The 25,379-nt window shown below is 55.7% G+C and carries 24 protein-coding genes; 11 read left to right on the top strand and 13 right to left on the bottom strand.

From position 1 onward, the window contains the following. The first annotated feature begins 1 nt into the window (after position 1). The 5 genes from ACMVME_RS02015 to ACMVME_RS01995 are packed head-to-tail and all read left to right on the top strand — an operon-like array spanning position 2 to position 3,468. Positions 2 to 724 carry a DUF1365 domain-containing protein gene (locus ACMVME_RS02015; RefSeq protein ID WP_251859107.1) on the top strand — a complete coding sequence of 241 codons (723 nt, stop codon included), beginning with the start codon at positions 2 to 4 and terminating at the stop codon, positions 722 to 724. After that, positions 721 to 1,941, top strand: coding sequence for a cyclopropane-fatty-acyl-phospholipid synthase family protein (locus tag ACMVME_RS02010; protein ID WP_333051664.1), 1,221 nt, complete (start codon positions 721 to 723; stop codon positions 1,939 to 1,941). The genes ACMVME_RS02015 and ACMVME_RS02010 overlap by 4 nt, the downstream gene beginning before the upstream one ends. Next, positions 1,938 to 2,423, top strand: a complete 486-nt coding sequence (locus tag ACMVME_RS02005) for a DUF2878 domain-containing protein (RefSeq protein ID WP_333051662.1) — start codon at positions 1,938 to 1,940, stop codon at positions 2,421 to 2,423. Before ACMVME_RS02010 ends, ACMVME_RS02005 begins: the two co-directional genes overlap by 4 nt. Further along, a complete protein-coding gene (locus ACMVME_RS02000; protein ID WP_153852405.1) occupies positions 2,420 to 2,944 on the top strand; it encodes a hypothetical protein in 525 nt (174 codons plus the stop codon). Before ACMVME_RS02005 ends, ACMVME_RS02000 begins: the two co-directional genes overlap by 4 nt. Next, positions 2,941 to 3,468 (top strand): DUF3833 domain-containing protein, encoded by a 528-nt coding sequence (locus ACMVME_RS01995; RefSeq protein ID WP_333051660.1) that lies wholly within the window; start codon positions 2,941 to 2,943, stop codon positions 3,466 to 3,468. The genes ACMVME_RS02000 and ACMVME_RS01995 overlap by 4 nt, the downstream gene beginning before the upstream one ends. Positions 3,469 to 3,470: 2 nt before the next feature. Here ACMVME_RS01995 and ACMVME_RS01990 read toward each other — a convergent pair whose 3' ends face one another. Both ACMVME_RS01990 and ACMVME_RS01985 read right to left on the bottom strand, forming a co-directional pair. After that, positions 3,471 to 3,941 carry a DMT family transporter gene (locus tag ACMVME_RS01990; protein ID WP_032681070.1) on the bottom strand — a complete coding sequence of 157 codons (471 nt, stop codon included), beginning with the start codon at positions 3,939 to 3,941 and terminating at the stop codon, positions 3,471 to 3,473. A gap of 4 nt (positions 3,942 to 3,945) precedes the next feature. Next, positions 3,946 to 4,380, bottom strand: a complete 435-nt coding sequence (locus ACMVME_RS01985) for a DMT family transporter (RefSeq protein WP_025204258.1) — start codon at positions 4,378 to 4,380, stop codon at positions 3,946 to 3,948. Between the two features lie 99 nt (positions 4,381 to 4,479). On the opposite strand from ACMVME_RS01985, the gene ACMVME_RS01980 reads away from it, so the two are divergent. Further along, positions 4,480 to 5,412 (top strand): LysR family transcriptional regulator, encoded by a 933-nt coding sequence (locus ACMVME_RS01980; protein ID WP_025204257.1) that lies wholly within the window; start codon positions 4,480 to 4,482, stop codon positions 5,410 to 5,412. A 3-nt stretch (positions 5,413 to 5,415) separates the two neighbouring features. Here the strand turns inward: ACMVME_RS01980 and ACMVME_RS01975 are convergent, their stop codons facing one another. Beyond that, complete coding sequence (locus tag ACMVME_RS01975) at positions 5,416 to 6,444, bottom strand: methionine synthase (RefSeq protein ID WP_025204256.1); 1,029 nt, start codon at positions 6,442 to 6,444, stop codon at positions 5,416 to 5,418. Between the two features lie 26 nt (positions 6,445 to 6,470). Then, positions 6,471 to 7,445, bottom strand: coding sequence for a DUF1852 domain-containing protein (locus ACMVME_RS01970; protein WP_068794608.1), 975 nt, complete (start codon positions 7,443 to 7,445; stop codon positions 6,471 to 6,473). 171 nt (positions 7,446 to 7,616) lie between these two features. On the opposite strand from ACMVME_RS01970, the gene ACMVME_RS01965 reads away from it, so the two are divergent. After that, positions 7,617 to 8,156, top strand: coding sequence for a DUF2058 domain-containing protein (locus tag ACMVME_RS01965; RefSeq protein WP_014169968.1), 540 nt, complete (start codon positions 7,617 to 7,619; stop codon positions 8,154 to 8,156). Between the two features lie 7 nt (positions 8,157 to 8,163). On the opposite strand, the gene ACMVME_RS01960 is transcribed toward ACMVME_RS01965, so the two are convergent. Further along, complete coding sequence (locus tag ACMVME_RS01960) at positions 8,164 to 8,847, bottom strand: RluA family pseudouridine synthase (RefSeq protein WP_414743344.1); 684 nt, start codon at positions 8,845 to 8,847, stop codon at positions 8,164 to 8,166. Positions 8,848 to 8,943: 96 nt separating this feature from the next. Beyond that, complete coding sequence (gene azoR / locus ACMVME_RS01955) at positions 8,944 to 9,549, bottom strand: FMN-dependent NADH-azoreductase (RefSeq protein WP_017693462.1); 606 nt, start codon at positions 9,547 to 9,549, stop codon at positions 8,944 to 8,946. A gap of 205 nt (positions 9,550 to 9,754) precedes the next feature. Here azoR and hrpA point away from each other — a divergent pair, with 205 nt between their 5' ends. Further along, positions 9,755 to 13,657: an ATP-dependent RNA helicase HrpA gene (hrpA, locus tag ACMVME_RS01950; RefSeq protein WP_014169971.1), complete on the top strand. Its 3,903-nt coding sequence runs from the start codon at positions 9,755 to 9,757 to the stop codon at positions 13,655 to 13,657. 43 nt (positions 13,658 to 13,700) lie between these two features. Here the strand turns inward: hrpA and ACMVME_RS01945 are convergent, their stop codons facing one another. From ACMVME_RS01945 to ACMVME_RS01930, 4 genes are all read right to left on the bottom strand, one after another. Continuing rightward, positions 13,701 to 14,360: an O-methyltransferase gene (locus ACMVME_RS01945; RefSeq protein WP_044857164.1), complete on the bottom strand. Its 660-nt coding sequence runs from the start codon at positions 14,358 to 14,360 to the stop codon at positions 13,701 to 13,703. An 88-nt stretch (positions 14,361 to 14,448) separates the two neighbouring features. Then, positions 14,449 to 15,828, bottom strand: coding sequence for an efflux transporter outer membrane subunit (locus ACMVME_RS01940; protein ID WP_032681064.1), 1,380 nt, complete (start codon positions 15,826 to 15,828; stop codon positions 14,449 to 14,451). Beyond that, complete coding sequence (locus tag ACMVME_RS01935; protein ID WP_014169974.1) at positions 15,825 to 16,907, bottom strand: HlyD family secretion protein; 1,083 nt, start codon at positions 16,905 to 16,907, stop codon at positions 15,825 to 15,827. Before ACMVME_RS01935 ends, ACMVME_RS01940 begins: the two co-directional genes overlap by 4 nt. Before the next feature lie 31 nt (positions 16,908 to 16,938). Next, entirely contained in the window at positions 16,939 to 18,591 is a 1,653-nt protein-coding gene (locus ACMVME_RS01930) for an MFS transporter (RefSeq protein ID WP_020884212.1), read from the bottom strand. A gap of 202 nt (positions 18,592 to 18,793) precedes the next feature. On the opposite strand from ACMVME_RS01930, the gene ACMVME_RS01925 reads away from it, so the two are divergent. Next, the gene (locus ACMVME_RS01925; RefSeq protein ID WP_044866483.1) at positions 18,794 to 19,597 is read left to right on the top strand and encodes a YdcF family protein; all 804 of its coding nucleotides are present in this window, start codon (positions 18,794 to 18,796) and stop codon (positions 19,595 to 19,597) included. A 48-nt stretch (positions 19,598 to 19,645) separates the two neighbouring features. Here ACMVME_RS01925 and gap read toward each other — a convergent pair whose 3' ends face one another. After that, positions 19,646 to 20,647 (bottom strand): type I glyceraldehyde-3-phosphate dehydrogenase, encoded by a 1,002-nt coding sequence (gap, locus tag ACMVME_RS01920; RefSeq protein ID WP_020884211.1) that lies wholly within the window; start codon positions 20,645 to 20,647, stop codon positions 19,646 to 19,648. A 189-nt stretch (positions 20,648 to 20,836) separates the two neighbouring features. On the opposite strand from gap, the gene cybB reads away from it, so the two are divergent. After that, positions 20,837 to 21,367 carry a cytochrome b561 gene (gene cybB, locus ACMVME_RS01915; protein ID WP_025204247.1) on the top strand — a complete coding sequence of 177 codons (531 nt, stop codon included), beginning with the start codon at positions 20,837 to 20,839 and terminating at the stop codon, positions 21,365 to 21,367. A 48-nt stretch (positions 21,368 to 21,415) separates the two neighbouring features. Here the strand turns inward: cybB and ACMVME_RS01910 are convergent, their stop codons facing one another. Together ACMVME_RS01910 and ACMVME_RS01905 are read right to left on the bottom strand one after the other, a co-directional pair. After that, complete coding sequence (locus ACMVME_RS01910; RefSeq protein ID WP_068794610.1) at positions 21,416 to 22,483, bottom strand: oxidoreductase; 1,068 nt, start codon at positions 22,481 to 22,483, stop codon at positions 21,416 to 21,418. 13 nt (positions 22,484 to 22,496) lie between these two features. Next, entirely contained in the window at positions 22,497 to 23,240 is a 744-nt protein-coding gene (locus tag ACMVME_RS01905) for a DeoR/GlpR family DNA-binding transcription regulator (RefSeq protein ID WP_020884208.1), read from the bottom strand. Positions 23,241 to 23,976: 736 nt separating this feature from the next. On the opposite strand from ACMVME_RS01905, the gene ACMVME_RS01900 reads away from it, so the two are divergent. Next, positions 23,977 to 25,314: a TolC family outer membrane protein gene (locus ACMVME_RS01900; RefSeq protein ID WP_063924974.1), complete on the top strand. Its 1,338-nt coding sequence runs from the start codon at positions 23,977 to 23,979 to the stop codon at positions 25,312 to 25,314. Positions 25,315 to 25,379: the final 65 nt, after the last annotated feature.

Raw genomic sequence — 25,379 nt, 5'->3', positions numbered from 1 at the left:
AATGAACAGCAGCCTCTATCACGGTGTCTTACGCCATCGTCGCTTCCGGCCGAAAGCGCACCAGTTCCGCTACAGCGTCTTTATGGCCTGGCTCGATCTCGATGAGCTGGAGACGTTGCCCGCGGTCGGGGTCCGTCGCAATCGTGTTGCCGCCGCTTCGTTCCATGATGCGGATTATCCGCTGGGCACGCCGCTTAAAGAGAACGTCCTCACCAGGCTTGAAAGCCTGACCGGAGAACGGCCGCAGGGGCGGGTTATGCTCCTGACGCAGCTGCGCTACTTCGGATTCCATTTTAATCCGGTCAACTTTTACTACTGCTATGACCGGGCGGAGACGCTGCGCTGGGTGCTGGCGGAAGTTCGCAATACCCCTTGGAATGAGCGTCATTACTACGCGGTGAATGGGCAGGATGCGCGTCCCACAGAAAAAGCGTTTCATGTTTCCCCTTTTAACCCGATGGACATGGTTTACCACTGGCGCTTTAACCCGCCTGACGACTCGTTGCATATGCACATTGAAAACCATCAGGAAGCGAAGGTGTTTGACGCCACGCTGGCGCTACGCCGGGAGCCGCTTACCCGGGCGGCACTGCGGTCGCTGCTGCTGCGCATTCCACTGATGACCCTCAAAACCGTTTTCGCTATTTACTGGCAGGCGCTGCGGCTGTGGCTCAAGCGCGTGCCGCTGTATAACCATCCCGTCAGCAGGAGTGAACGCTCATGACCGATCCCGTCTTTGCGCTTGAACCCGATATCCCGCGCAACGTCCGCATCGCGCGCTGGCTGCTGTTTCGTCTGTTAAGCGGTATCCGCGGCGGCTCGCTGACCCTGCGTGAGGGTGCGCAGACGTTCCATTTCGGCGAGACATCCGCTGCGCTGCATGCTGACGTTCAGATCCTGAGCCCGGGCGTGTACTGGCGTGTCTTAAGGGGGGGCAGCCTCGCCGCCGCTGAGGCCTGGATGGATGGCGAATGGGAAACCACACAGCTCACGCCATTGCTTGAGATCCTGGCGCTTAACGGGCAGGTGCTTGGCCGGCTGGAAAAGGGATTTCGCCTGTTCAGCAGGCCGCTTGAACGGCTTCGTCACTGGACGCGGCGAAACTCACGCGCCCAGGCCCGCGAAAATATTGCCGCGCATTACGATCTGGGTAACACCTTCTATGCCCATTTTCTGGACAACGAGTTGCTTTACTCCAGTGCGCTGTTCACCGCAGATGAGCAGGATCTCACGACGGCTCAACAGGCCAAAATGGCTCGCCTGTGCGATCAGCTGGCGCTGAACGCCAATGATCACCTGCTGGAAATTGGCACCGGCTGGGGCGCGATGGCGGAATATGCCGCCCGTCATTATGGCTGTCGGGTGACCACCACGACGCTGTCGCAGGAGCAATATCTCTGGGCGAAAGAACGGATTGTCCGCGCCGGGTTGCAGGATCGCGTTGAGGTACTGCTGTGCGATTACCGCGACCTCACCGGGGAGTACGACAAGCTGGTCTCGATAGAGATGATTGAGGCCGTGGGGAAGCGCTATCTGCCAACCTTCTTCCGCACCTGTCAGGCCAGGCTGCGACCGGGAGGTCGTATGGCAATACAGGCCATCACCATTCAGGACCAGCGCTATCGCGACTACAGCAAAAGCGTCGATTTTATCCAGCGCTACATTTTTCCCGGCGGTTTTTTACCAAGCATCACCGCCATGAATGAGCTTATGACGCGCCACACCGATTTCGTGATGCGCAATCTCTTTGATATGGGGCCCGACTATGCCCGCACGCTGGCTCTCTGGCGCCAGCGCTTCGTGCATGCATGGCAGGAGATTGAAAAGCTCGGGTTCGATGAGCGGTTTCGTCGGATGTGGCTGTACTACCTCGGCTACTGCGAAGCCGGGTTTAACGCCCGCACCATCAGCGTGGTGCAACTGACCGCCGAGCGCGTATGAAACATTATTTGCAGGTCTTTCTGCTGGCTATCGCGTTCGATTTTTACTGGGCGCTGGTGGTGCTCTTTCGCGAGCAGGGCCTGATTATCTGGATCGTGCTGGCGGTTGTGGCCTGCCTGCTGTTGCCGTCCGCGTACCGACTTTACGCCATTGCGCTGGCCGCGGCAGGGAGCCTGCTGGATACGCTCTGGGCGTTGACGGGCCTGCTTGCGTTTACGGGTGAGTCACTGATGCCGCTGTGGATGGTGGCACTGTGGCTGATGTTCGCCACCGTCTGGACTCAGCTGACGCGCACAACAACATTACCCGGCTGGCTGCTGACCCTGCTGGCAACCGTGGGCGGGCCTGTCGCCTATCTGATTGGCGAACGGCTTGGCGCCATTACTTTTCTGGAGCCAACCTTTATTGTCATCAGCTGGATGTCACCGGGCTGGCTGGTATTGATGCTGTTTTTCCATCTGCTGGTGGGGAGACAAAAATGAGAGCTGCGGCACTGCTTCTCTTACTGATAATCCTGTCCCCCGTGGCTCAGGCTGCCGACTGGCTGACCTGGCGCAAGGTCGGTGACGCCACGCTGACCTGGGGGCCGTTCACCGTCTATACCTCACAGCTTCGCACGCCGGAGGGGCGTTACAGCGGGGAGAACGGAGATCGGGCGCTGATCATCACTTACGCGCGTGAAATCGACCGTGACGACCTGGTTGAGGCAACGCGCGATCAGTGGCAGGCTCAGGGGATCCTCGAGCAGGAACCCCAAAGCGAAGCCTGGCTGCGTATGCTCCAGTCGCTCTGGCCCGATGTTGGGCCGGGCAGCCAGCTGGCGTTTGTGGTCACCGACAGGCAGGGGCAGTTCTGGTACCGCGCTTCGGCGGCGCAGAAAAACTTTATTCCACTGGGACCACGTCAGTCCGCCGCGTTCAGCACGCGCTTTCTGGCAATCTGGCTCAGTCCCCGCACGCAATATCCCGCGCTGCGTCAGCAGCTGACAGGAGGGCAACAATGAAACGTATACTGGTCATCGCGCTGGCGGTAACGATGCTGCTGGCCGGCTGCAGTACAGAGGTGATGGAATACCGTCAGCAGCAGCCGAAGCTGGATATCTTCCGCTATTTTCAGGGGAAAACCGAAGCGTGGGGCATGGTGCAGGATCGCAGCGGTAAACAGTTGCGCCGGTTTCACGTTGAGATTGCCGGGGACGTTATCGGCGATACGATGACGCTCAATGAACATTTCGTCTATGACGACGGCGAAAAGCAGCAGCGGGTATGGCATATCCGACGGATGGGGGGCGATCGCTACGAAGGCACGGCAGGGGATATCGAAGGGGTGGCCACCGGGCAGGCGGCGGGAAACGCCTTCAACTGGCATTACAGCATGCAGGTGAAAGCCAATGGCAGCACCTGGCTGCTGCACTTTGACGACTGGATGTACCTGCAGGATGAAACCCATCTGTTCAATAAAACAGATCTGAAGAAACTGGGCGTCACCGTCGCCACGGTGACGCTGTTCTTTACCCGCAAGGCGTGACGTTACTCGCTCCCGGGCGCCGGTTCGGCGGGGGTTTTGCTGCTGAGGTAGATGAAGATCAGCGCAATGGCCAGGCAGACGATGGCCCCGAGACGGCTCAGCGAAAACGGAATGACGGCGTTACCCAGCCAGCCAAAGCTGTCAATCAACATACTCATGGTGAGCTGGCCGAAGATCACCGCGACCGTGGCAACGGCGGTACCGATACGTTGTACCGCCAGTACCATTATCACAATGTAGGGCACGCCGAACAGGGCACCGAGCAACTGCCATTTGGGCACGTCCATCAGGGTAACGGCCTGTTTGGGTTCAAAGAAGAAGATCAGCAGGGCGGTGACCAGCGCACCAACGGAAAACGTCAGAAACGCGCTTTTAAAGACGCCCACGCTGCTTCCCAGCTGTCCGTTGATGGCGGCCTGGATGCTCAGCGTCGCACCGCCACACACTGCCAACATAATCATAATCAGTGTCATTTTGTTACCCCTGTGCAACCAGAACCAGCGCGGCAATGATGAAAAGCAGCGCGATGATGCGTTTACCGTTAATCTTTCTGGGCGTGGTGCCCAGCAACCCATAGTGGTCAATGATAAGACTCTTAAAGACCTGACCTGCCAGAATGCCAATCATCGTCAGGGCAATGCCGATGGCCGGCGTGGCGAGGGTCAAAATGACGACGTAAACGGGCCCGAGTACGCCGCCGAGCAGTTGCCATGCGGGCTGTGCGAAAAACGACGGGCTGTTACGCGGGCTGAAAAACAGCATCAGCAGAAACGTCAGCGCGGCACCTGTACCGAAAATACTGAACGTGGCCCATAAATCGCCGACTTCCCCACCCAGTGGCCCCAGCAAGCCAGCCTCTACGGAGAGGCCCATGCCGCCGAGAATAACCAGTAAAATTAACATCCATTGCATATTCATTATCTCTACGTTCTGAAGGCGAAACAGACTAGCCCTGAACATCGATGAGAAAAATGCCATAATGCAGGAAACACCTTTGCAGGAAATGCACTAATGGTTGATGCCGGAAATATGAATATCCGCTCGCTGCGGGTTTTTATTGCGGTTTACGAAGCGCAAAACTTTTCTGTGGTCGCCCGTCGGGAGGGGATGTCTGCCTCGCAGGTTTCACGCGTTATCCATCAGCTTGAGGACGCGCTCGGCCAGCAGCTTTTCTATCGTAATACCCGGGCGGTGATCCCAACGGAAAGCGGCCACCTTTTTATCCGCTACGCCAGAGCGATGGTGGAAAGCCTGGAGGAGGCGCGTCGGGAGCTGGATGAGCGTTCGACGGAGCCTTCCGGCACGCTGCGCATTAATGGCCCGGTGTACTTTGGGCAGCGGCACGTTGCCCCTGGCCTGCCTGCACTGGCGGCGCGGTATCCCCGGCTGAATATAGAGCTGACGCTGACCGATGACTTTATCGACCCGCACAAAGATGCCGCCGACGTTATCTTTCGCATCGGCATGCTGACGGATTCAACCTTTCACGCGCGGGTTTTTGGCCAGCAGCGTTACCATCTGGCCGCGTCGCCAGACTATTTGCGAAAACACGGTGTGCCAGACGGGCCGGATGACCTCAGTCGTCACCGGTGCCTGGTCTACCGCGGGTCGTCAGGTCCCAATCGCTGGCTGGTGCGAGGTCAGGGGGACGCCTGGGTGCATTACCCCGTGGTGCCGCTGATGACCTCCAATAATGCGGAGTCGCTGCTCATTGCCGCGCTGGGCGGGATGGGGATCGTGCTGTTTCCGGACTGGCTGATTGGCGACAGACTGCAGAAGGGGGAACTGGTCGCACTCCTCGCGGAACGGGAGTGCGCCATAAATACCGAGCCGTTGAACATTGCGGCGATCTATCCTCACGCCCGTCATCCGCCCCTGAACGTCAGGGCGGTGATTGATCATTACGTGGCGCTTTTCGGCACCCCGCCTTACTGGCAGACGTAGCGATTACGCGCCGAGTTCTTTACGGATAATGTCGGCGCCGGCGCTCAGGGCGTTGAGTTTTCCGTTGGCTACCTGACGTGAGAGCGGGGCCATCCCGCAGTTTGTTGATGGCCACAGCTTGTCGGCATCGACAAACTGCAGCGCTTTACGCAGCGTATCGGCCACTTCCTCTGGTGTCTCAATGGTATTGGTCGCCACGTCAATGGCACCCACCATCACCTTTTTACCGCGGATCAGTTCCAGCAGGTCCATCGGTACGCGGGAGTTGTGGCACTCCAGCGAGATGATGTCGATATTGGACGTCTGCAGTTTAGGGAAGGCTTCTTCATACTGCCGCCATTCTGAACCGAGCGTTTTTTTCCAGTCGGTATTGGCTTTAATGCCATACCCGTAGCAGATATGGACCGCGGTCTGGCAGCGCAGACCTTCGATGGCGCGTTCCAGCGCGGCAATTCCCCAGTCGTTCACCTCATCAAAAAACACGTTAAAGGCCGGTTCATCAAACTGGATGATATCAACGCCTGCCGCTTCTAACTCCCTCGCTTCCTGGTTGAGAATTTTGGCAAATTCCCAGGCCAGCTTTTCACGGCTTTTATAGTGAGCGTCATAGAGGGTGTCGATCATGGTCATCGGGCCGGGCAGAGCCCACTTGATCGGTTTATCCGTGAGCTGGCGTAAATACTTTGCATCATCAACGAACACCGGTTTTTGACGCGCGACGGCATCCACCACGGTCGGCACGCTCGCGTCATAGCGGTTACGAATTCGCACGGTCTGGCGGTTCTCAAAATCAACGCCGCTGAGGTGTTCAATAAAGGTGGTAACGAAGTGCTGACGAGTCTGTTCCCCGTCGCTGACAATATCAATGCCCGCACGGATCTGCTCATCCAGAGATAAACGCAGCGCATCCTGTTTACCGGCAAGTAATTCCTGATCCTGCAATTTCCATGGCGACCAGAGCGTTTCGGGTTGCGCAAGCCAGGTTGGCTTAGGCAAACTGCCAGCCGTTGAAGTCGGGAGCAATGTTTTCATAGTAGAAGACCTTTATTATCGATTAATTAAAGCGTGTTGTGACCTGACCACTGCTCAAGAAGAGGTTTATAGGGCTTGATGAAATACGCTTCCGTAAATTTGCCCTGTTCAATTGCCAGCCGTCTGCGTTCTTCGCGGTCATAAACAATTTTTGTTAATGAATGATCCTCATGATTCAGATCGGGCTGGTAGCATTCTCCGGCGGTTGAGTTCGCATTGTAAATTTCAGGACGATAAATTTTCTGGAAAGTCTCCATGGTGCTGATGGTGCTAATCAACTCCAGGTTGGTGTAATCCCGTAATAAATCGCCGGTGAAATAAAACGCAAACGGCGCTGCGCTATTCTCAGGCATAAAGTAACGAACCTGCAGACCCATTTTCCCGAAGTACTGCTCGGTTAAGGATGTACCGTCCGGACGATACTCGATGCCCAGCACCGGGTGCTGGTTGCCCGTGCGGCGGTAGGTGTCTTTGCTGGAGACGCTCAGGCAGATCACCGGTGCCTTTTTGAAGTTCTCTTTGTATTCAGGTGAGTTAACGAAATGCCGGAAAATAGTGCCGTGCAGCTCACCAAAATTATCCGGGATAGCGAAGCGGGACTGATTTTTATTGTGCTCCGGCAGCAAGACGCTGAAATCATAATCGCGGACATAGGACGAGAAATTATTTCCAACGATACCGTCGATGCGCTCATGGGTCTTTTTATCAACGATCGTTGTCTGCAATATTTCGATAGCCGGGAAGGGCTTCTCAGCGCCGATATGCAAATCCACAGAAATAATGTCCAGTTCGAGCGCATAGCGATCGGCTTTTGGGTTGTCCCAGCGCGCTAACGCGTTAAAACGGTTATTCATCATCACCAGCGTATTACGCAGGTTTTGCTGGCGTTTTTCGCCACGGGCCAGGTTGGCGAAGTTGGTGGTGGTACGCGTATTTTCTGAAGGGTTATAATTTTCATCAAAGCAACTACGCTTAAGGCTAAATGTAAAAGCATTACTCATCGTCGTTATACATCCTAAGTTCTTGTTGCTAAGAAGTTACCAATGCATAATTTATGCCTGAGCCCGTGACGGAGGGGAAGTGACTTAATTTCACTGCAACATGAGCTATCTTCATGAACAGCGCCTTTCCAGGTATAATCCCCAAAATTTCAATACGGTTTAGAAACGATCATGACAAAACTCACCCTACAAGAGCAGATGCTGAAAGCAGGCTTAGTCAGCAGCAAGAAGATGGCTAAAGTTCAGCGCACGGCCAAGAAATCGCGCGTTCAGGCCCGTGAAGCAAGGGAAGCAGTAGAAGAGAATAAAAAAGCGCAGCTCGAGCGTGACAAGCAGCTGAGCGAGCAGCAGAAGCAGGCGACGCTGGCGAAAGAGTTTAAAGCGCAGGTCAAGCAGCTGATCGAAATGAACCGCATCACCGTGACCAGAGGCACCATCGCCTTTAACTTTACCGACGGCAATCTCATCAAAAAAATCGAGGTCGACAAGCAGACGCAGGCCCAGCTGATCAATGGCCGCCTGGCGATTGCGCGTCTGGTGATTAATGCCAATGGCGACTGCGACTATGCGATTATCCCGGCAGTGGTGGCCGATAAAATCGCCCAGCGCGATGCCGAGAGTATCGTGTTAAACAGCGCCCTGAGTCAGGAAGAGCAGGATGAAGACGATCCGTACGCAGATTTCAAAATTCCTGACGATTTGATGTGGTAAGCAGCGCTTAAAACGGTGCGGCGTGACGGGCGTTAATTGCCTCTGCGCTCACCGGATGCGCAAAATCCAGCTCGCTGGCGTGCAGCATCAGCCGCGGTATCTGTTCGGTGCCCGGCAGTGCAAGACCACCATACAGATCGCAGCCTAAAATAGGGTAGCCCAACTGCTGGCAGTGAATACGCAGCTGGTGGGTTCGCCCGGTCTCCGGGGTCAGTCTGACCCGCGTCAACGGCAGTGCCGCATCATAAAACCGGTCCATCACCTGATAGCGTGAGCGTGCGGGCTTGCCGGTAATCGCACAAATCGACATCAGCGGGAACAGCGCCGGATCTTTAGCAATCGGGGCATCAATCACTCCCTCGTCGTTTTCCACATGCCCGCAAAGCAGGGCGCTGTATACCTTTCGCACGGCGCGCTGGCTGAACTGGTGACAGAGAGCGGCGTTAATCGCTTTATTGCGCGCAATCACCATCAGCCCGGATGTACCGAAATCCAGACGATGCGCCAGCGTGCAGCCGGGAAACGTCTGTACCAGTCGATAATGCACTGAATCGCGATTTTGCGGATTTTTGCCTGAAAGGCTGAGCAGACCGGAAGGCTTATTAATCAGGACCAGATGTTCGTCCTGCCAGAGGATCTCGATCTCGTCGTGACACGGTGGGGCAATAAAAGAATCTATAATCGCAGACATCAGACGGCCCGACAGAAGAGTGGGTGCGGATGATAGCGAATTTTTAGCGGCGGGGACAGAAAGAAACCCTCCCACCAGGCGGTGAGAGGGGGATGATTAAGCGGCTACGAGGCTGTCGATAGCGGCTTTCGCGTCAGTCTGCGCTTTGGTCGCAACTTCCGGGCCGTAGGCAATACCTTCAGCAAACACGAAATTCACGTCGGTGATACCGATGAAGCCCAGGAACAGAGTCAGGTACGGTGCAACCAGGTCAGTTGGGGTGTCTTTGTGAATACCACCACGGCTGGTCAGTACAATCGCACGCTTACCTTTCACCAGACCTTCAGGACCGTTTTCAGTGTAACGGAAGGTTACGCCGGCACGGGCAACCAGGTCGAAGTAGTTCTTCAACTGAGTAGGGATGTTGAAGTTGTACATTGGCGCGTTGATCACGATAACGTCGTGCGCCTGCAGTTCAGCAATCAGCTCGTCAGAGAGGGCCAGGGCTTCCTGCTGACGTGGCGTCAGGGGAGCGTCGCTTGGACGCAGCGCGCCAACCAGTTCGCCATCCAGCACAGGAATCGGGTTTGCAGCCAGGTCACGCACGGTGATTTCATCAGCAGAATGCTGTTCACGCCACTGTTCAACGAAGTAGTCAGAGAGCTGACCAGACTGTGAGTACCCTGCCAGAATACTGGATTTCAATACTAATACTTTGCTCATGGGTGATTCCTGTTTTTGCATTTGATTGAAGGGGGTTGCCCCGTTGCTTGTTGACACTCTATTCACAATCCTGTCGCAGGGATAGCGCAATATATCGAAGTCTATGTTCGAATTTTTTGAATAAGGCACTCAAAGCGCCAATGTGATACTCTATAGCAATCATTAAAAAGAGATTTTACCCGGCAGTGCACTGCCCGTTAACGCTATGACAGAACAACAAAAATTAACCTTCCCGATGCTCCTGCAACAGCTTGATTCACTGATGCTGCGTGATAAACAGCGGTTTGCCCGCCGTCTGCACGGGGTGAAGAAGGTTAAAAATCCTGATGCACAACAGGCCATTTATCAGGAGATGGCGAAAGAGATTGAACAGGCGGCAGGGAAAGTCGTGCTGCGCGAAGCCGCACGTCCGGAGATTACCTACCCGGAAAACCTGCCGGTCAGTCAGAAAAAGCAGGACATTCTTGACGCCGTGCGCGACCACCAGGTGGTGATTGTCGCAGGGGAAACCGGTTCAGGGAAAACCACTCAGCTGCCGAAAATTTGTATGGAGCTGGGGCGTGGGGTGAAAGGGCTGATTGGTCACACCCAGCCGCGTCGTCTGGCGGCGCGTACCGTGGCGAACCGTATTGCCGAAGAGCTGCAAACGCAGCCCGGCGGCTGCATTGGGTATAAGGTGCGATTCAGCGACCACGTTAGCGATAACACCATGGTTAAGCTGATGACTGACGGTATTCTGCTGGCGGAAATCCAGCAGGATCGTCTGCTGATGCAGTACGACACGATCATTATCGATGAAGCGCACGAACGCAGCCTGAATATCGACTTCCTGCTCGGGTATCTGAAAGAACTGTTACCGCGTCGCCCGGACCTGAAAATTATCATCACCTCCGCCACCATCGATCCGGAGCGTTTCTCAAAGCATTTCAACAATGCGCCGATTATCGAGGTCTCTGGCCGAACGTATCCGGTGGAGGTGCGCTATCGCCCGATAGTGGAAGACGCGGACGATACCGAGCGCGACCAGCTGCAGGCCATCTTTGATGCCGTCGACGAGCTGGGAAATGAAAGCGCGGGCGACATTCTGATTTTCCTGAGCGGCGAACGGGAAATTCGCGATACCGCTGACGCCCTCAGCAAGCGCGATCTTCGCCATACCGAAATTCTGCCGCTGTATGCGCGCCTGTCAAACAGCGAACAAAACCGCGTGTTCCAGCCGCACAGCGGACGTCGTATTGTGCTGGCCACCAACGTGGCGGAAACCTCGCTTACCGTGCCGGGCATCAAATATGTGATTGACCCGGGTACGGCGCGTATCAGCCGCTACAGCTACCGCACCAAAGTGCAGCGCCTGCCAATTGAGCCGGTTTCTCAGGCTTCCGCTAATCAGCGTAAAGGGCGCTGCGGCCGTGTGTCGGAAGGGATCTGTATTCGCCTCTATTCCGAGGACGATTTCCTGTCGCGACCGGAGTTTACTGACCCGGAAATTCTGCGCACCAACCTGGCGTCGGTCATCCTGCAGATGACTGCGCTAGGGCTTGGCGACATCGCCGCGTTCCCGTTTGTCGAAGCGCCGGACAAGCGCAACATTCAGGACGGCGTGCGCCTGCTGGAAGAGCTGGGTGCCATCACCACCGACGAGCAGGCTAGCGCCTACAAACTGACGCCGCTGGGCCGTCAGCTCAGCCAGCTGCCGGTTGACCCGCGTCTGGCGCGCATGGTGCTGGAAGCACAGAAACACGGCTGTGTGCGTGAAGCGATGATTATTACCTCCGCGCTCTCGATTCAGGATCCGCGCGAGCGTCCGATGGACAAGCAGCAGGCGTCTGATGAAAAACACCGTCGGTTCCACGATAAAGAGTCCGACTTCCTCGCCTTTGTGAACCTGTGGAACTACCTCGGCGAGCAGCAGAAAGCGCTGTCGTCGAACCAGTTCCGCCGCCAGTGCCGCGTCGATTTCCTCAATTATCTGCGCGTGCGCGAGTGGCAGGATATCTACACGCAGCTGCGTCAGGTGGTGAAAGAGCTGGGCATTCCGGTTAACAGTGAACCGGCGGAGTACCGCGAAATTCACATTGCGTTGCTGACCGGGCTGCTCTCCCATATCGGGATGAAGGATGCCGACAAGCAGGAGTATACCGGGGCGCGTAACGCCCGTTTCTCCATCTTCCCGGGGTCCGGTTTATTCAAGAAACCGCCTAAATGGACCATGGTGGCCGAACTGGTGGAAACGAGCCGCCTGTGGGGCCGCATTGCGGCGCGCATTGATCCCGAATGGGTTGAACCTGTTGCCCAGCACCTGCTGAAGCGCTCATACAGTGAACCGCACTGGGAGCGCGCGCAGGGCGCGGTGATGGCGACCGAAAAAGTGACCGTTTACGGTCTGCCGGTGGTTGGCGCGCGCAAGGTTAACTACAGCCAGATAGATCCCGCGTTGTGCCGCGAGTTGTTTATTCGTCACGCGCTGGTGGAGGGCGACTGGCAGACGCGTCATGCGTTCTTCCGTGAAAACCTCAAACTGCGTGCCGAAGTGGAAGAGCTTGAGCATAAATCCCGTCGCCGCGACATTCTGGTCGACGACGAGGCGCTGTTTGAGTTTTACGACCAGCGTATCAGCCACGATGTGATTTCTGCCCGCCACTTCGACAGCTGGTGGAAGAAGGCCAGCAAAGAGACCCCGGACCTGCTCAACTTTGAAAAGAGCATGTTGATCAAAGAGGGGGCGGAGTCGGTCAGCAAACTCGATTACCCGAACTTCTGGCATCAGGGCTCTCTCAAGCTGCGTCTGACCTATCAGTTTGAGCCGGGCGCGGATGCGGATGGCGTCACCGTACACATTCCGCTGCCGTTGTTAAACCAGGTCGAAGAGAGCGGATTCGAGTGGCAAATTCCGGGGCTGCGTCGCGAGCTGGTGATTGCGCTGATCAAATCGCTGCCAAAACCGGTGCGTCGTAACTTTGTGCCTGCGCCAAACTATGCCGAAGCGTTTTTAGGCCGCGTAACGCCGCTGGAGTTGCCGCTGCTGGATTCGCTGGAGCGTGAGCTCAGGCGCATGACGGGCGTAACCGTCGACCGCGACGACTGGCACTGGGACCAGGTGCCCGATCACCTGAAAATCAGCTTCCGCGTGGTGGACGACAAAAACAAAAAGCTGCAGGAAGGCCGATCGCTGACCGAACTGAAAGAGGCGCTGAAAGGTAAAGTCCAGGAGACGCTTTCTGCGGTGGCTGATGACGGTATCGAGCAGAGCGGATTGCACATCTGGAGCTTTGGAGAGCTTCCGGAAAGCTATGAGCAAAAACGCGGCAACTACAGGGTGAAGGCCTGGCCTGCACTGGTGGATGAGCGTGACAGCGTGGCCATCAAACTCTTTGATAATCCACAGGAACAACAGCAGATGATGTGGCGTGGTCTGCGTCGTTTGCTGCTGCTTAATATTCCGTCACCGATTAAATATCTGCACGAGAAGTTACCGAACAAAGCCAAGCTTGGCCTCTACTTTAACCCGTACGGTAAAGTGCTGGATCTGATTGACGACTGCATCTCCTGTGGCGTGGACAAGCTTATCCACGAGGCGGGCGGTCCGGTCTGGTCAGAAGCGGAGTTTGCGGTACTGCACGAGAAAGTCAGGGCAGAACTGAACGACACCGTGGTCGACATTGCGAAACAGGTCGAGCAGATCCTCACCACCGTGTTCAATATCAACAAACGCCTGAAAGGGCGCGTGGATATGACCATGGCGCTGGGGCTGTCGGACGTGAAAGCGCAAATGGCCGGGTTAGTGTACCGTGGATTCGTTACCGGCAACGGCTTCAAACGCCTTGGCGATACGTTGCGTTATCTGCAGGCGATCGAAAAACGTCTGGAGAAAATGGCTATCGATCCGCATCGTGACCGCGCGCAGATGCTGAAAGTGGAAAGCGTGCAGAAGGCATGGCAGCAGTGGCTCAACAAATTGCCGCCAGCGCGCCGTGACGATGAAGACGTGCAGGCGATCCGCTGGATGATCGAAGAGCTGCGCGTCAGCTTCTTTGCCCAGCAGCTCGGTACGCCGTATCCCATTTCGGATAAGCGTATTTTGCAGGCAATGGAGCAGATTTCGGCGTAACGTCGGGTGTTCGCCCTCTCTCTGTGAGAGAGGGCATCTGCGTTTAGCGATTCACCACGGCCAGGGTAAAGCCATCCCATCCTTTACTGCCCACCGTTTGTAGCGCGGTCGCCGTCAGGCGCGGGTTATCCCCGATCATCTCAATAAATCGTCTGACGCCCTGTACGCGGGCATCGTCGCTTTGCGCGTTAATCACTTCGCCGTCCCGAACCACATTATCCCCGACGATCAGCGTTCCCGGACGCGAGTAGTACAGTGCCCACTCCAGATACCCCGGATTGTTTGGCTTATCGGCATCGATAAAGATCAGGTCGAACGGCGGAATATCACCGATGTGTTCAAGAGAGTGCAGCGCCTGGCCTTCAATGAGCTCAATCCGATCGCTGAGCCCCGCCAGCTGGATATTCTGCCGTGCAACGCGGGCATGGATGGGGTCCGCTTCGAGGGTGATCAACTTCCCGTCAGGTGGCAGCGCACGCGCCATCCAGATAGTGCTGTAGGCGCCCAGCGTGCCGATTTCAAGGATCCGCCGTGCCTGCGTCATGCGGACAAAAAGCGCCAGCAGCTGCCCCTGATTGGCCGCGACATCATGTTCGGGTAAACCAGCACGCTGGTTGTTTTCCAGCACCCGCTGGAGGATATCATCCTCGGGAATGAGTGAAGAGATCATGTAATTATCGACTGCAGACCACTGTTGTTGCATAAATTGACTCCTGAGTGGCAAACACCGGGTTGCGCTGCGATCCGGTTTTCGCCCCCTCCATGCCGGAGAGGGCCTGTGGGGTATCAGGTCACGCGTTGCTCCAGCCTCCGCCCAGTGCTCTGTACAAATCAACCTGCGCCAGCAGCAGATTATTTTTGACCTGCACGACGCTGGTTTGTACCGAGAACAGCGTGCGCTGGGCATCCAGCACATCCAGGTACGACGAATAGCCGTTGCGATAGCGGTTTTGCGCTATGCGCAGCGTCTCTTGCGCCACATCTTGTTGGGCAAGCAGCTCCGTCAGTTGTTCCTGATAGCGCGTGATGGCATCAAGACTGTTATTGACCTCGGCAAAGGCGTTACGGACGGTTTTTTCATAACTGTAAAGCGCCTGGTTGCGCTGGGACTGCGAAATATCCACCTGTGCGTTCAGCGCCTGGCGGTTGAGCAGCGGAGCAAGAATGCTGCCGCCGACGCTCCAGAGCTGCAGCGGGTTGTCGAGTAAGCCGGAGAGCGTGCGATCCTGTATCGATCCGGTTGCGGTCAGGTTGATCGACGGCAGCAGGCTGGCGCGTGAGGCAGCCAGCGAGGCATCAGCCGCAACCAGTTGCTTTTCAGCCTGCACAATATCCGGACGGCGATTAAGCAGCGAGGAGGGCAGTTGCGAGGGCAATGTCAGGGGCGTCAGGGCCGCAAAGCTTTCACTGCGCGCGACCTCGCCCGGGTTGCTCCCCAACAGCAGGCTCAGGGCGTTCTCCTGCTGTGCAATCTGATGCTGCAGCAGGGGAACCTGCGCCCGCGTGGATCGCAGTTCGGAGTCGGACTGCATCAGCTCCAGGCGTGAACTGTAGCCCGTTTCAAACTGGCGTTTAGCGAGAGTGAATGCCTCTTCCCGGGACTTCAGCGTGGAGCGGGTAACGCGAAGCTGTTCATCGAGGGACAGCAGGGTGATATAGCCGGAGGCGACCGAGGACGCCACGGTAAGATCTGCCGCCGCCGCCGCGGCTTTCTGCGCGTCCAGCGAGGCTTCAGCCGCATTCGCGGTGCTGCGGTTTACGCCCCAGATATCGACATCATAGCTGGCGGTGAGGCTGCCTTTATACAGACTGCTGTAGATCGGCAGACCGGTGGCAGCAGATTGTGTCCGCGCGCGGGTGCCCGTGACGCCAGCATCCAGCGACGGAAACAGGCTGCCGTCGGCCGCGTAGACCCGCGCCTGATACTCGTTAATCCGTTCGCGGGCAATCAGCACGTCGCTGTTGTTCTTAAGCGCCTGGTCCACATAGCGGTTCAGATTATTGTCGTGGAAATTACGCCACCAGAGCTGTTCTGCAGGGCTTGCCGGGCCTGCTGTTGCTCGCCATTGCGTGGGGATGTGCAGCGACGGCTGCGCCGGTTTCACGTCAACCGACTGGCAACCGGCCAGCACGGTCATGATCATCAGAACGGCTATCGGGCGAAGGGTCATTGCTTCGCCTCCCGCGTATCAATGGTCACCTGCACCGACATGCCCGGACGCAGAAGCTGATAGGCTTCCTGGTCACCCAATACTTCAATTCGCACCGGAATACGCTGGGCAATTTTGACAAAGTTACCCGTGGCGTTATCCGGCGTGATGGCGCTGAACTCAACGCCGGTTGCCGGAGAGATGCTCTCCACGCGGCCCTGATAGGCCTTATCATTTAACGCATCGACGGTGAATTTCACCGGCTGACCCACCCGAAGCTCCGCCAGCTGCGTCTCTTTAATATTGGCGATCACCCAGTGCTGAGGCGGCACGAGGGTGGTGAGGTGGGTTCCGGCGGTAACGTAAGCGCCCAGACGAACGGCGATCTGACCAAGCTGGCCGTCGCGAGGCGCCACAATGCGCGTGTTTTGCAGGTCAATTTGCGCCAGCTCCAGCGCCGCTTTGGCGTTTTCCACATCCGCCTCCAGCGCGCCGCGATTGACGATCACCGTTTGCAGATCCTGGCGCGACATTTCCAGCGTGGCTTTCGCCTGATCAATGTCGGCGCTACCCTGGGCTGCGCTTGCCAGCGCGGCGTCGCGCTCACGGATAGACAGTGAACCATCCGCCGTCAGGTCCTTCACGCGCTTCAAATCCGCCTGGGATTTCAGACTCTGGGCGCGGGCATTTTTCAGAGCCGCTTCGTTTTTGGCGATCACCGCTTCGGCGCTTTTGCGCTGTTGCAGGTTGTTGTTCAGGGCGGCAATCTTCATCGCCAGCTGTGCCTCGGCCTGATGCACCCGCTGGCGGTAGATTCGGTCATCAATCTGCAGCAGCAGCTCGCCCTTTTTGACCCGGTCGAAATCCTGCACCTTCACCTCAGTGATATAGCCGTTAACCTGCGGGCTGATAAAGGTCGTCTGTCCGCGCACGTAGGCATTATCAGTAAACTGCGAGTGGCGGGTAAACGGGGGTAGCTGCCAGGCGTAGAGGATCACCAGTACGCCGACAATACCGATTGCCGCCGCGGTGAAAACCGAAACGATACGAACATTTTTACGGGTGTTGGCCTGCTCTTTAGCGGCATCCTGCTGACTCATAACATCTCCAGAGAAATCATCTTCATATTCATTACTTGTTGCCTGTTGCCTTCTTCAGGGCCATACGGGCAGTCAGGCGCAGGCGCAGCAAGCGCCATAAAATCCAGACCAGGGTGGCGGCGGCAATGCTCGCCGTCAGTAAATAAGTATCGTTATAAGCCAGAATATTTGCTTCAAGCGATGAAACCGTTTGCAGCTGGGTGATGGCCTGGGTACCCAGCAGCGAGCTGTCGCCAATCAGGCTCCGGTACAGGCTGGTGTAAGCCTGAATACGGTCATTCACCAGCGGGTTCAGGGTTGTGAGCTGATCGGCCAGCATGCTGGAGTGGTATTTCTCGCGCCAGGTCTGGAAGGTCCCCAGGATGGCAGAGCCGAGCAGGCCGCCGAGGTTCTGGCTCATGCCAAACATCACCGAGAAGCTCACCAGGTTGCGCGGATCGGCGATTACCCCGCCAATGGCGGCCAGCATGGCGGGCGCGAGGAAGAAGGCGCTGCCGAAGCCCAGCAGGAACTGGCTGAGCATCAGCTGGTCCGGGCGGGTCAGGTTGTTCGACTGGCTGTCCAGCAGGGAGGCAACAATCATAAGCGCCAGCGAGGTAATGATCGGCCACGCCAGTTTTGTGGGCTTGATGGTCAAACAGCTGGTCACAATCCCGCAGACAATACCGGCAAAAATAGACCACGCCAGGTGGGTCATCTGCTCATTCTGCAAGCCGACATACTGTAGCCAGCCGATAACGCCGGTGTTTTGCTCCGCCAGCACGATGCGGATCAGCAGCATAATGAGCCCGAGACGCACGATGCTGCCGCTCGACAGCCAGCGGGTATTCAGCAACGGGTTAGAACGGTTATGTTCAAACACGATCGCAGACACGATTAATACCAGCGCTAATGCCAGCGACCAGCCGATCCACGGCGCTTCAAACCACCAGTAAAGACGGCCTAAGGAGAGCACCGCGCAGAGCAGCGCCATCCCCGGGGCCAGTAAAAAGAAGGTGATGAAGTCTTTTTTCTCGAAGACCTTGCGCCGGTCGCCAGGAGGCAATTTCAACGCTATCACGCAGGCCAGTGAAATGAGCGCCAGCCCGAGCTCAAAGAAGTAAAGCCCGCGCCACTCGTCAAGCTGCAGCAGCTCGGTCGAAAAGAGGCGGGCGAGGGGGATGGCGAGCGATGACCCGGTAATCCCGATGGTCAGTGCCTTCAGACGGTGTTTCGCGGGCCAGGCCTGTATCTGGTAGTAAATACCGAGGGAGCTGAGCGCGGCGGCCACCATCCCGTGCGCGGCACGCACCATCAGCGCGGAGCTGAGATCGTTTACAAACAGGTGGAAAAAGGTGACCAGCACATACAGCACCAGAAAACCTTCCGTGAAGGCGCGCAAACCATACTGCTGGCGGAATTTCACCAGCAGCAGGTTGATGGAGATGTTGGTCATCACATACACCGCCGGGAGCCAGGCGATTTCTGTCGACCAGGCCCCGAAGGTTCCCTGCAGATTTTGCAGATTGGCGGTGACCACCGCATTACCCAGCGCCCCCGTCAGGCACACCAGCAGACCGACAACCCCGTAGGCAATCCGTTTTGGCGTGCTGTGTTCTGGCGTGGAGGGCGAACCCAACAGGGCGGGTTTCTCATGAGGCTGCCACTCGCGAGGAGCATAAGGGTCGCGTTCGGGCAGGCGCATAACGTCTTTTACCTTAGAAAAAATTGAATAATGAGTGGGCTAACGATTCTACGTTTGCCGCAAATGATAATTCAAGTGAATATGATTTTCGCAGGTTAATCAAATGTTGAAGAACAGGTTAAGGAAAAAGAGCGGCCCGGAAGGCCGTTGTTTTGTCGATCTGAAGTCGTTAATCTGAACCAGAGCAACTGAGGACATCACCATGGTTCAGACGCATTTTCCCCTTCTGCCGGAGTCAACCCTGGCGGCAATCAACACGGTCGGCCAGTGGCTGGCACAGGATGATTTGGGCGATACCCGCGACGTGGCGGCGGTTGACAGGGTTATTCTGGCCGGAAACGCGGTGATGCCGACCATCGACGCTGCCTGCCGTATTGCCGCTGAACACGACGTTCCGTTACTGATTAGCGGAGGGATTGGCCATTCGACCGCGTTTTTGTATGCGGCCATCGCTCAGCATCCGCGTTATCACACTGTCCCGGTAACGGGGCGAGCGGAAGCAAGCATTCTGGCCGATATTGCCCGCCAGTTCTGGCAGATCCCTGATGCGCACGTGTGGGTTGACGATCAATCAACCAACTGCGGAGAAAACGCGCGTTTTAGCTGGAACATGCTCAAACAGCATCATCAGACGTCCGGGCGCGTGCTGGTCGTGCAGGATCCGACCATGCAACGCCGCACGATGGCAACCTTTGCCCGCGTGTGCCGTGACGAGTCTGCTTCGCCGCAGTGGGTCAGCCACCCGGGCTATACACCGGTGCTGAAAAATGGCGAAAACGGGCTGGTGTTCAGCGGGGAGAGCGCTGGCCTCTGGCCGGTAGAGCGTTATCTCTCGCTCATTTTAGGCGAGCTTCCGCGACTCTGTGATGACATGAACGGCTATGGCCCGGCCGGGCGTGATTTTATTGCACACGTTGAATTCCCCGACGAGGTGACTGCAGCGTGGGCACGGTTAAAGCAGGATCCTGTGCTTACGGATGCCCTGAATCACCGGTCGCTTCTCTGAGCAGAGGCCGTTCGCGGTATTCCCCTCTCCGCGGAGAGGGGACAGGCATTACAGCGAGGCGAATTTGTCCAGCGTGCGCACCAGCTGGGTGACGAAACCGTATTCGTTGTCATACCAGGCGACGGTTTTCACCAGTTGCAGATCGCCAGCCTCTGAAACTTCGGTCTGTGTGGCGTCAAAGACAGAACCAAAGTGAGAGCCAATCACATCAGACGAAACAATCTCTTCATCGGTATAACCAAAAGATTTATTCCCCTGCGTCGCTTTTTTCAGCGCGGCGTTGATCTCCTCAACGGTGACCTTTTTACCCAGAATCGAGACCAGCTCGGTCACTGAACCGGTTTTCACCGGTACGCGCTGGGCGTGGCCTTTCAGCTTGCCGCTGAGGGCCGGAATCACCAGACCGATGGCTTTGGCCGCCCCGGTGGTGTGCGGAATAATATTCTCCGCCGCGGCGCGTGAGGCGCGAAGATCTTTCCCGCGCGGGCCATCCACCAGCGCCTGCGTGCCGGTATAGGCGTGAATGGTTGTCATGGTGCCCACTTTTATTTCAAACGCATCGTGCAGGGCTTTTGCCAGTGGGGCGAGGCAGTTGGTGGTACAGGAAGCAACGGAAATAATCGTATCACTGGCGTCAATGGTATCGTCATTCACGTTATACACGATGGTTTTCATCTCACCGGCAGGGGCAGAGATCAGCACTTTTTTGGCACCGGCCTCGAGGTGTGCCTGTGATTTTTCTGCCGACGTGTAGAAGCCGGTGCATTCCACGACGATATCGACGCCCGCGGCTTTCCACGGGATATGTTTTGCCTCTTTTTCGGCGTACACGGCGATAGTTTTTCCATCAACAATCAGGGCGTCTTCGGTGAAATCTACGCTCCACGGGAAGCCACCGTAGTTGGAATCATGCCTGAGCAGATAAGCCAGTACTTTGGGAGAAGTAAGATCGTTGATGGCGACGACGGTGTTGCTGTCCTGGGTTTCAAGAAGGCGACGCAGGACAAGGCGTCCTATGCGTCCAAATCCGTTAATGCCAATTTTACTCATGGTGTACTCCTGTGAACGCGTCTTTGCGACAGTTTGAACTCATCCAGGCTTAGACCATCACGGACAGGGCGGCAATTGAAGAAGCTTCATGCGAGGGGAAGTATTTGAAAAACCATACAGAAAAATTAATGAATTTTTAAGGAAAGGGGATTATGTTGGCGCGATATCGGTTATTTATCAGGAAATCTCATGCGTACTAAATATACAAGCCTGCAAATTGCTATCCACTGGCTGGTGTTTTTGTTAATCATCGTCGCCTACTGCGCGATGGAGTTCAAAGGCTTCTTCCCACGCACCGCCCGGCCGGTAATCAACATGATCCACGTTTCGTGCGGCATCTCTGTGCTGGTGTTGATGGTGACGCGTTTAGTGGTTCGCCTTAAATTCCGCGCACCGCCGATTGAACCGAAGCCAAAACCGATGGTGACCGGGCTGTCCCATCTTGGTCATCTGGTGGTGTATCTGCTGTTCATCGCGTTGCCGCTGATTGGTATTGTCATGATGTATAACCGCGGTACTGACTGGTTAGCCTTTGGTCTGGTGATGCCGCACGCGGCAGAATCGAATTTTGATCTGGTCGACGTTCTGAAAGAGTGGCACGAGACGCTGGCCAACGTGGGGTACGTTGTGATTGGTCTGCACGCGATGGCGGCGCTGATGCATCACTATTTCTGGAAAGACAACACCCTCCTGCGCATGATGCCAAAAAAACGCCAGTAATCCATAACCGCGAGCCCTGCAGCAGTCTGCAGGGCTTTTTTTTGCGTTTTATTGCAGTTGAGCGCGCTCTTCCGGGGTTAACTCCAGCGCCTGAGTGGTGCCCGTCTCTGAGGATTTCACGGCCGCTTCCAGTACCGCCATCACCGCCAGCGCCTCGACCGGATGAACCGGATTGGTGATTTTTCCGAGTAGCGCATCACGCACGTTGATGTAGTACTGACGCTGATCGCCTTTCGGCGTGGTAACGGTCTGCGGCTCACCGTTTACACCAAAGAACACCATGCTGTCACTGTCCTCGCCCCAGCCCTCACTGCCGGGGATCACGCCCGCCAGCAACTGCGCTTCCTGTTGGTCGATTCGGGCTTTCACCACGCTGCCTTTATCGCCGTGAACGGTAAAACGTGCCGTTCCGCCAGCCACCAGCATGCTGCAGTGCAGGATCACTTTATGTTGCGGATAATCTAAGACCACGTGTGCCCAGTCGTTAATTTCCGCGCCGTCACGCAGCGTGGCGATATTACCCTGTACCGACTGTGGCAGTCCAAAGAGCTGCAGCGTCTGGTCAATAAGGTGCGGCCCCAGATCAAACCACAGACCGCTACCGGGCACGTTTTGCTCTCTCCAGCGCACGCGCACTTCCGGGCGGAAACGGTCAATGTGCGACTCAAGGTGTTTGACCCTGCCAAGGGTTCCTTGCTCAATAACCTGCTTAATGCCGAGGAAGTCGCTGTCCCAGCGGCGGTTATGGAAGACGGAGAGCAGCCGTTGCTTCTCTTGCGCCAGGGCAATCAGGTCGCGGGCTTCCTGCATGTCGAGCGTGAACGGTTTATCCACGACCACATGTTTGCCTGAATTCAGGGCAAGCGTTGCCAGCGGCGCGTGGGTGGCGTTAGGGGAGGCAATCACCACCAGATCGACATCTGGATGCTGAATTGCCTCTTCCGGGGTTGCCACCACCTGAACATCAGGAAGATCGCGTTTAACCTTCTCTTCATCACGAGACGAAACCACCGCCAGCTTAAGGCCGTCCACGGACTGGATCAGCGGGGCATGGAAGGTCTTGCCTACAAATCCATACCCGATCAGCGCAATGTTGATTGTCTTCTCTTTACTCATGACCTTCTCCACGTTATTTCGCGCAAACCGTAATGTGCATTGCGCCAGGGTCCCCAAGCTCAGGCCAGGGACGATCTAAAAAGAGGTGCTGGATGTTGGATAATCCGCTGACCAGATACGGTTCACAGCGGTTTAGTTTCAGATGGTCGGCGACAATCCAGCGCTCATGGCTGGCCGCGAGCATCGCCCGTTTGACCTCGGCATCGGCCTCTTTTCCGGCGCTCAGACCGAGTTCAGCATGGATAGCACAGGCTCCCAGAATGGCGATATCCGCGCGGTAGCGTGACAGCAGGGAGAGGGTGGCGCTGCCGGCAAACAGTCGCTGCTTGTGATCCCATTTTCCGCCGAGCAGGATCAGTTCGATATCGTCACGGTCGCTGAAGTGCCACGCGATATCCAGCGAGGTGGTGATGATTGTCAGCGGTCCCTTCAGGAACGAGGCGACAGCCATTACCGTGCTCCCCGCATCCAGAAACAGCGTCGAACCTGGCGGAACAGCCTGCGCCACCTGTTTACCAAGACGTTGTTTGGTTTCCGGCAGCAGTGTATTGCGCCCCTGACGATTCATGGCCGACAGATTCAGGGCAATTGCCCCGCCGTGGTTCTTTTGCGCCAGCCCCTGTTTCTCGAGATCGGTCAGATCCCGGCGGATGGTGTCCGCTGAGACCTGCAGTTTGTCCGCCAGTTCCGTAATGCTGGCCTGCCCGTGCTCACTAATGATATCAAGCACATATTTTTGTCTGGCCGTTTTGTGCATGGGTGAATCCCGCAAAATGTCGCAATAAGTTGCATATTACAGCATTTTACCGCAGAGGGAAGGGTGTTGATCGAAAGTGAGTATCAATGTCCGGTATTGTTCACATTGGTTATTATTAAAATGTTATTAATACGGTGTGAGTGATTCATTCCAAATGTTAACAGCAATGTTATTGTTGTGTTTTATTAAACACACTGGCGGATATAACCATTGTGATACTAATATGCAACCATTAATGCTTTAATGAAATTAATAAATAGCAATAAATTCTGTGTATATTTATATACACAGATATTAATGTTGTATATGGCATTATGGTTACTTAAACTGACATTTCTTTGAAAATCTTTGTGTCTGACGCATGCTGAAATTAACGCAAAAATGTGCATCCGGCGATTCTAAAATTTTACTTAAATAACAAAGACTTTATTTGTTTCATTTGAAAGCCCCTTTTTAAGGTTTTGTCCAGAAACCCCATCTTTTTTCTTATCTGTAACACCACATTAACATTGTGGGTGTAGTTGCCTATAGCGCATTTTGTTATGCTGCAAACCAGTTAAAGAAATAAGTAAATTCTTATTGTCATAAGAATATGGTCGGCTCTCATCTCCAATGGAAATGGGGTTGGGGAGCGTTTGTCCAATATTTATTCGGACCCAGGTAAGATATTTGTCGAATTATTTATACCCCTTTAGGGGTAAATATTTAAGCGTCATTCAGAGTCAGGGAGATAAAAATGACTATCATGCGAAATAATATGTTGCTGAGATTTCCAGTCGCCCTGGCATTAATTTCGCTAGCCTTTAATACGGCCTCTGCGAATAGCCGCCAGGTGGGGATTGCTCCGATTGCCGCGACAACATTAAAAGAGAGTATTCTTTTTGCCATCGATCGCGATCCGTCGATTAGCCAGCAGGCCGCGCAACTGGGAATAGGTCAGGCACAAATAGATGAAGCACGCAGCGGCTGGATGCCACAAATATCGTTAAACGGTAGCACCGGCCATAGCCAGACCACCGATTCCAGCGGCTCGCTGCGCAATTCTGCGGCCTGGGGATTGAGTCTGACGCAGCTGGTATACGATTTTGGCAAGACCAACAACAGCATCGACCAGTCCACGGCGCAGCGCGATAGCTATCGTTACCAGTTGATGAGCACCTTGTCTGCGGTGGCGGAAAAAACGGCGCTCAGCTACGTAGAAGTCAAACGCTATTCCGATCTGTTACAGGCCGCCAAAGAGAACGTTCAGGCGCTTAAAAACGTTGAACAACTGGCCAAACTCCGCGCCGACGCAGGCGTCAGCTCAACCTCTGACGAGCTTCAGACGCGCACGCGCATTGCCGGTATGCAGGCCACGGTCGAGCAGTATAACGCGGCGTTAAACAGCGCCCGCGCACGGCTTGCGGTGTTGACTGGCATGGAGGCCGAGCGCTATTCACCTGTACCGGCGAAGCTTGCCGTTGAGCAAGATTCGCTTAATCGCATTGATTACTCGGCCATTCCCGCGGTCATGGCCGCGCAGAATATGGAGCGTTCAGCTCAGTATGGCGTGGCAACGGCAAAGTCTCAGCACTGGCCGACGTTAAGCCTGAAAGGAGGCCGCACCCGCTACGAGTCCGACAACCGTTCTTACTGGGATGACCAGATTCAGCTCAATATTGACGCACCGCTATACCAGGGTGGCGCCGTTTCAGCCCGCGTTCGCCAGGCCGAAGGGGCAAGGGCCATGGCATCGTCTCAGGTTGACCAGGCGCGGTTCGATGTCCTGCAAAAAGCCTCTGTCGCGCAGGCTGACTGGACCGGCGCGCAGGGAAGAATGCAGGCAGGGAAGCTGCAGCTGGAAAGCGCATTACGCGCCCGGGATGTTTACAGAAATGAATATACCCTGAGCAAGCGGAGCATTAACGATTTGCTCAGCGTTGAACAGGATGTCTGGCAAGCCACCTCAGCCAAAATAATGGCTGAATATGATGGCTGGAGTTCGGCGATTAATTACGCATCTGCCGTTGATAATTTGATGCCGCTGATCGGAATAGAGAAAAACGCTGCCGCAAAATTACCTGATTTGAGTTAAAAAACACGCGTCTTTTTGTGCGAAATAAGTAAGAAAATAATGGGTGCTTTTTCCCAGGGATAGCT

This window comes from Enterobacter cloacae complex sp. 2024EL-00711 (assembly GCF_047529885.1).
Classification (GTDB): Bacteria; Pseudomonadota; Gammaproteobacteria; order Enterobacterales; family Enterobacteriaceae; genus Enterobacter; species Enterobacter ludwigii.
The sequence above is the reverse complement of the archived record's forward strand: the minus strand, read 5'-3'. Positions and strand labels throughout refer to the sequence as shown.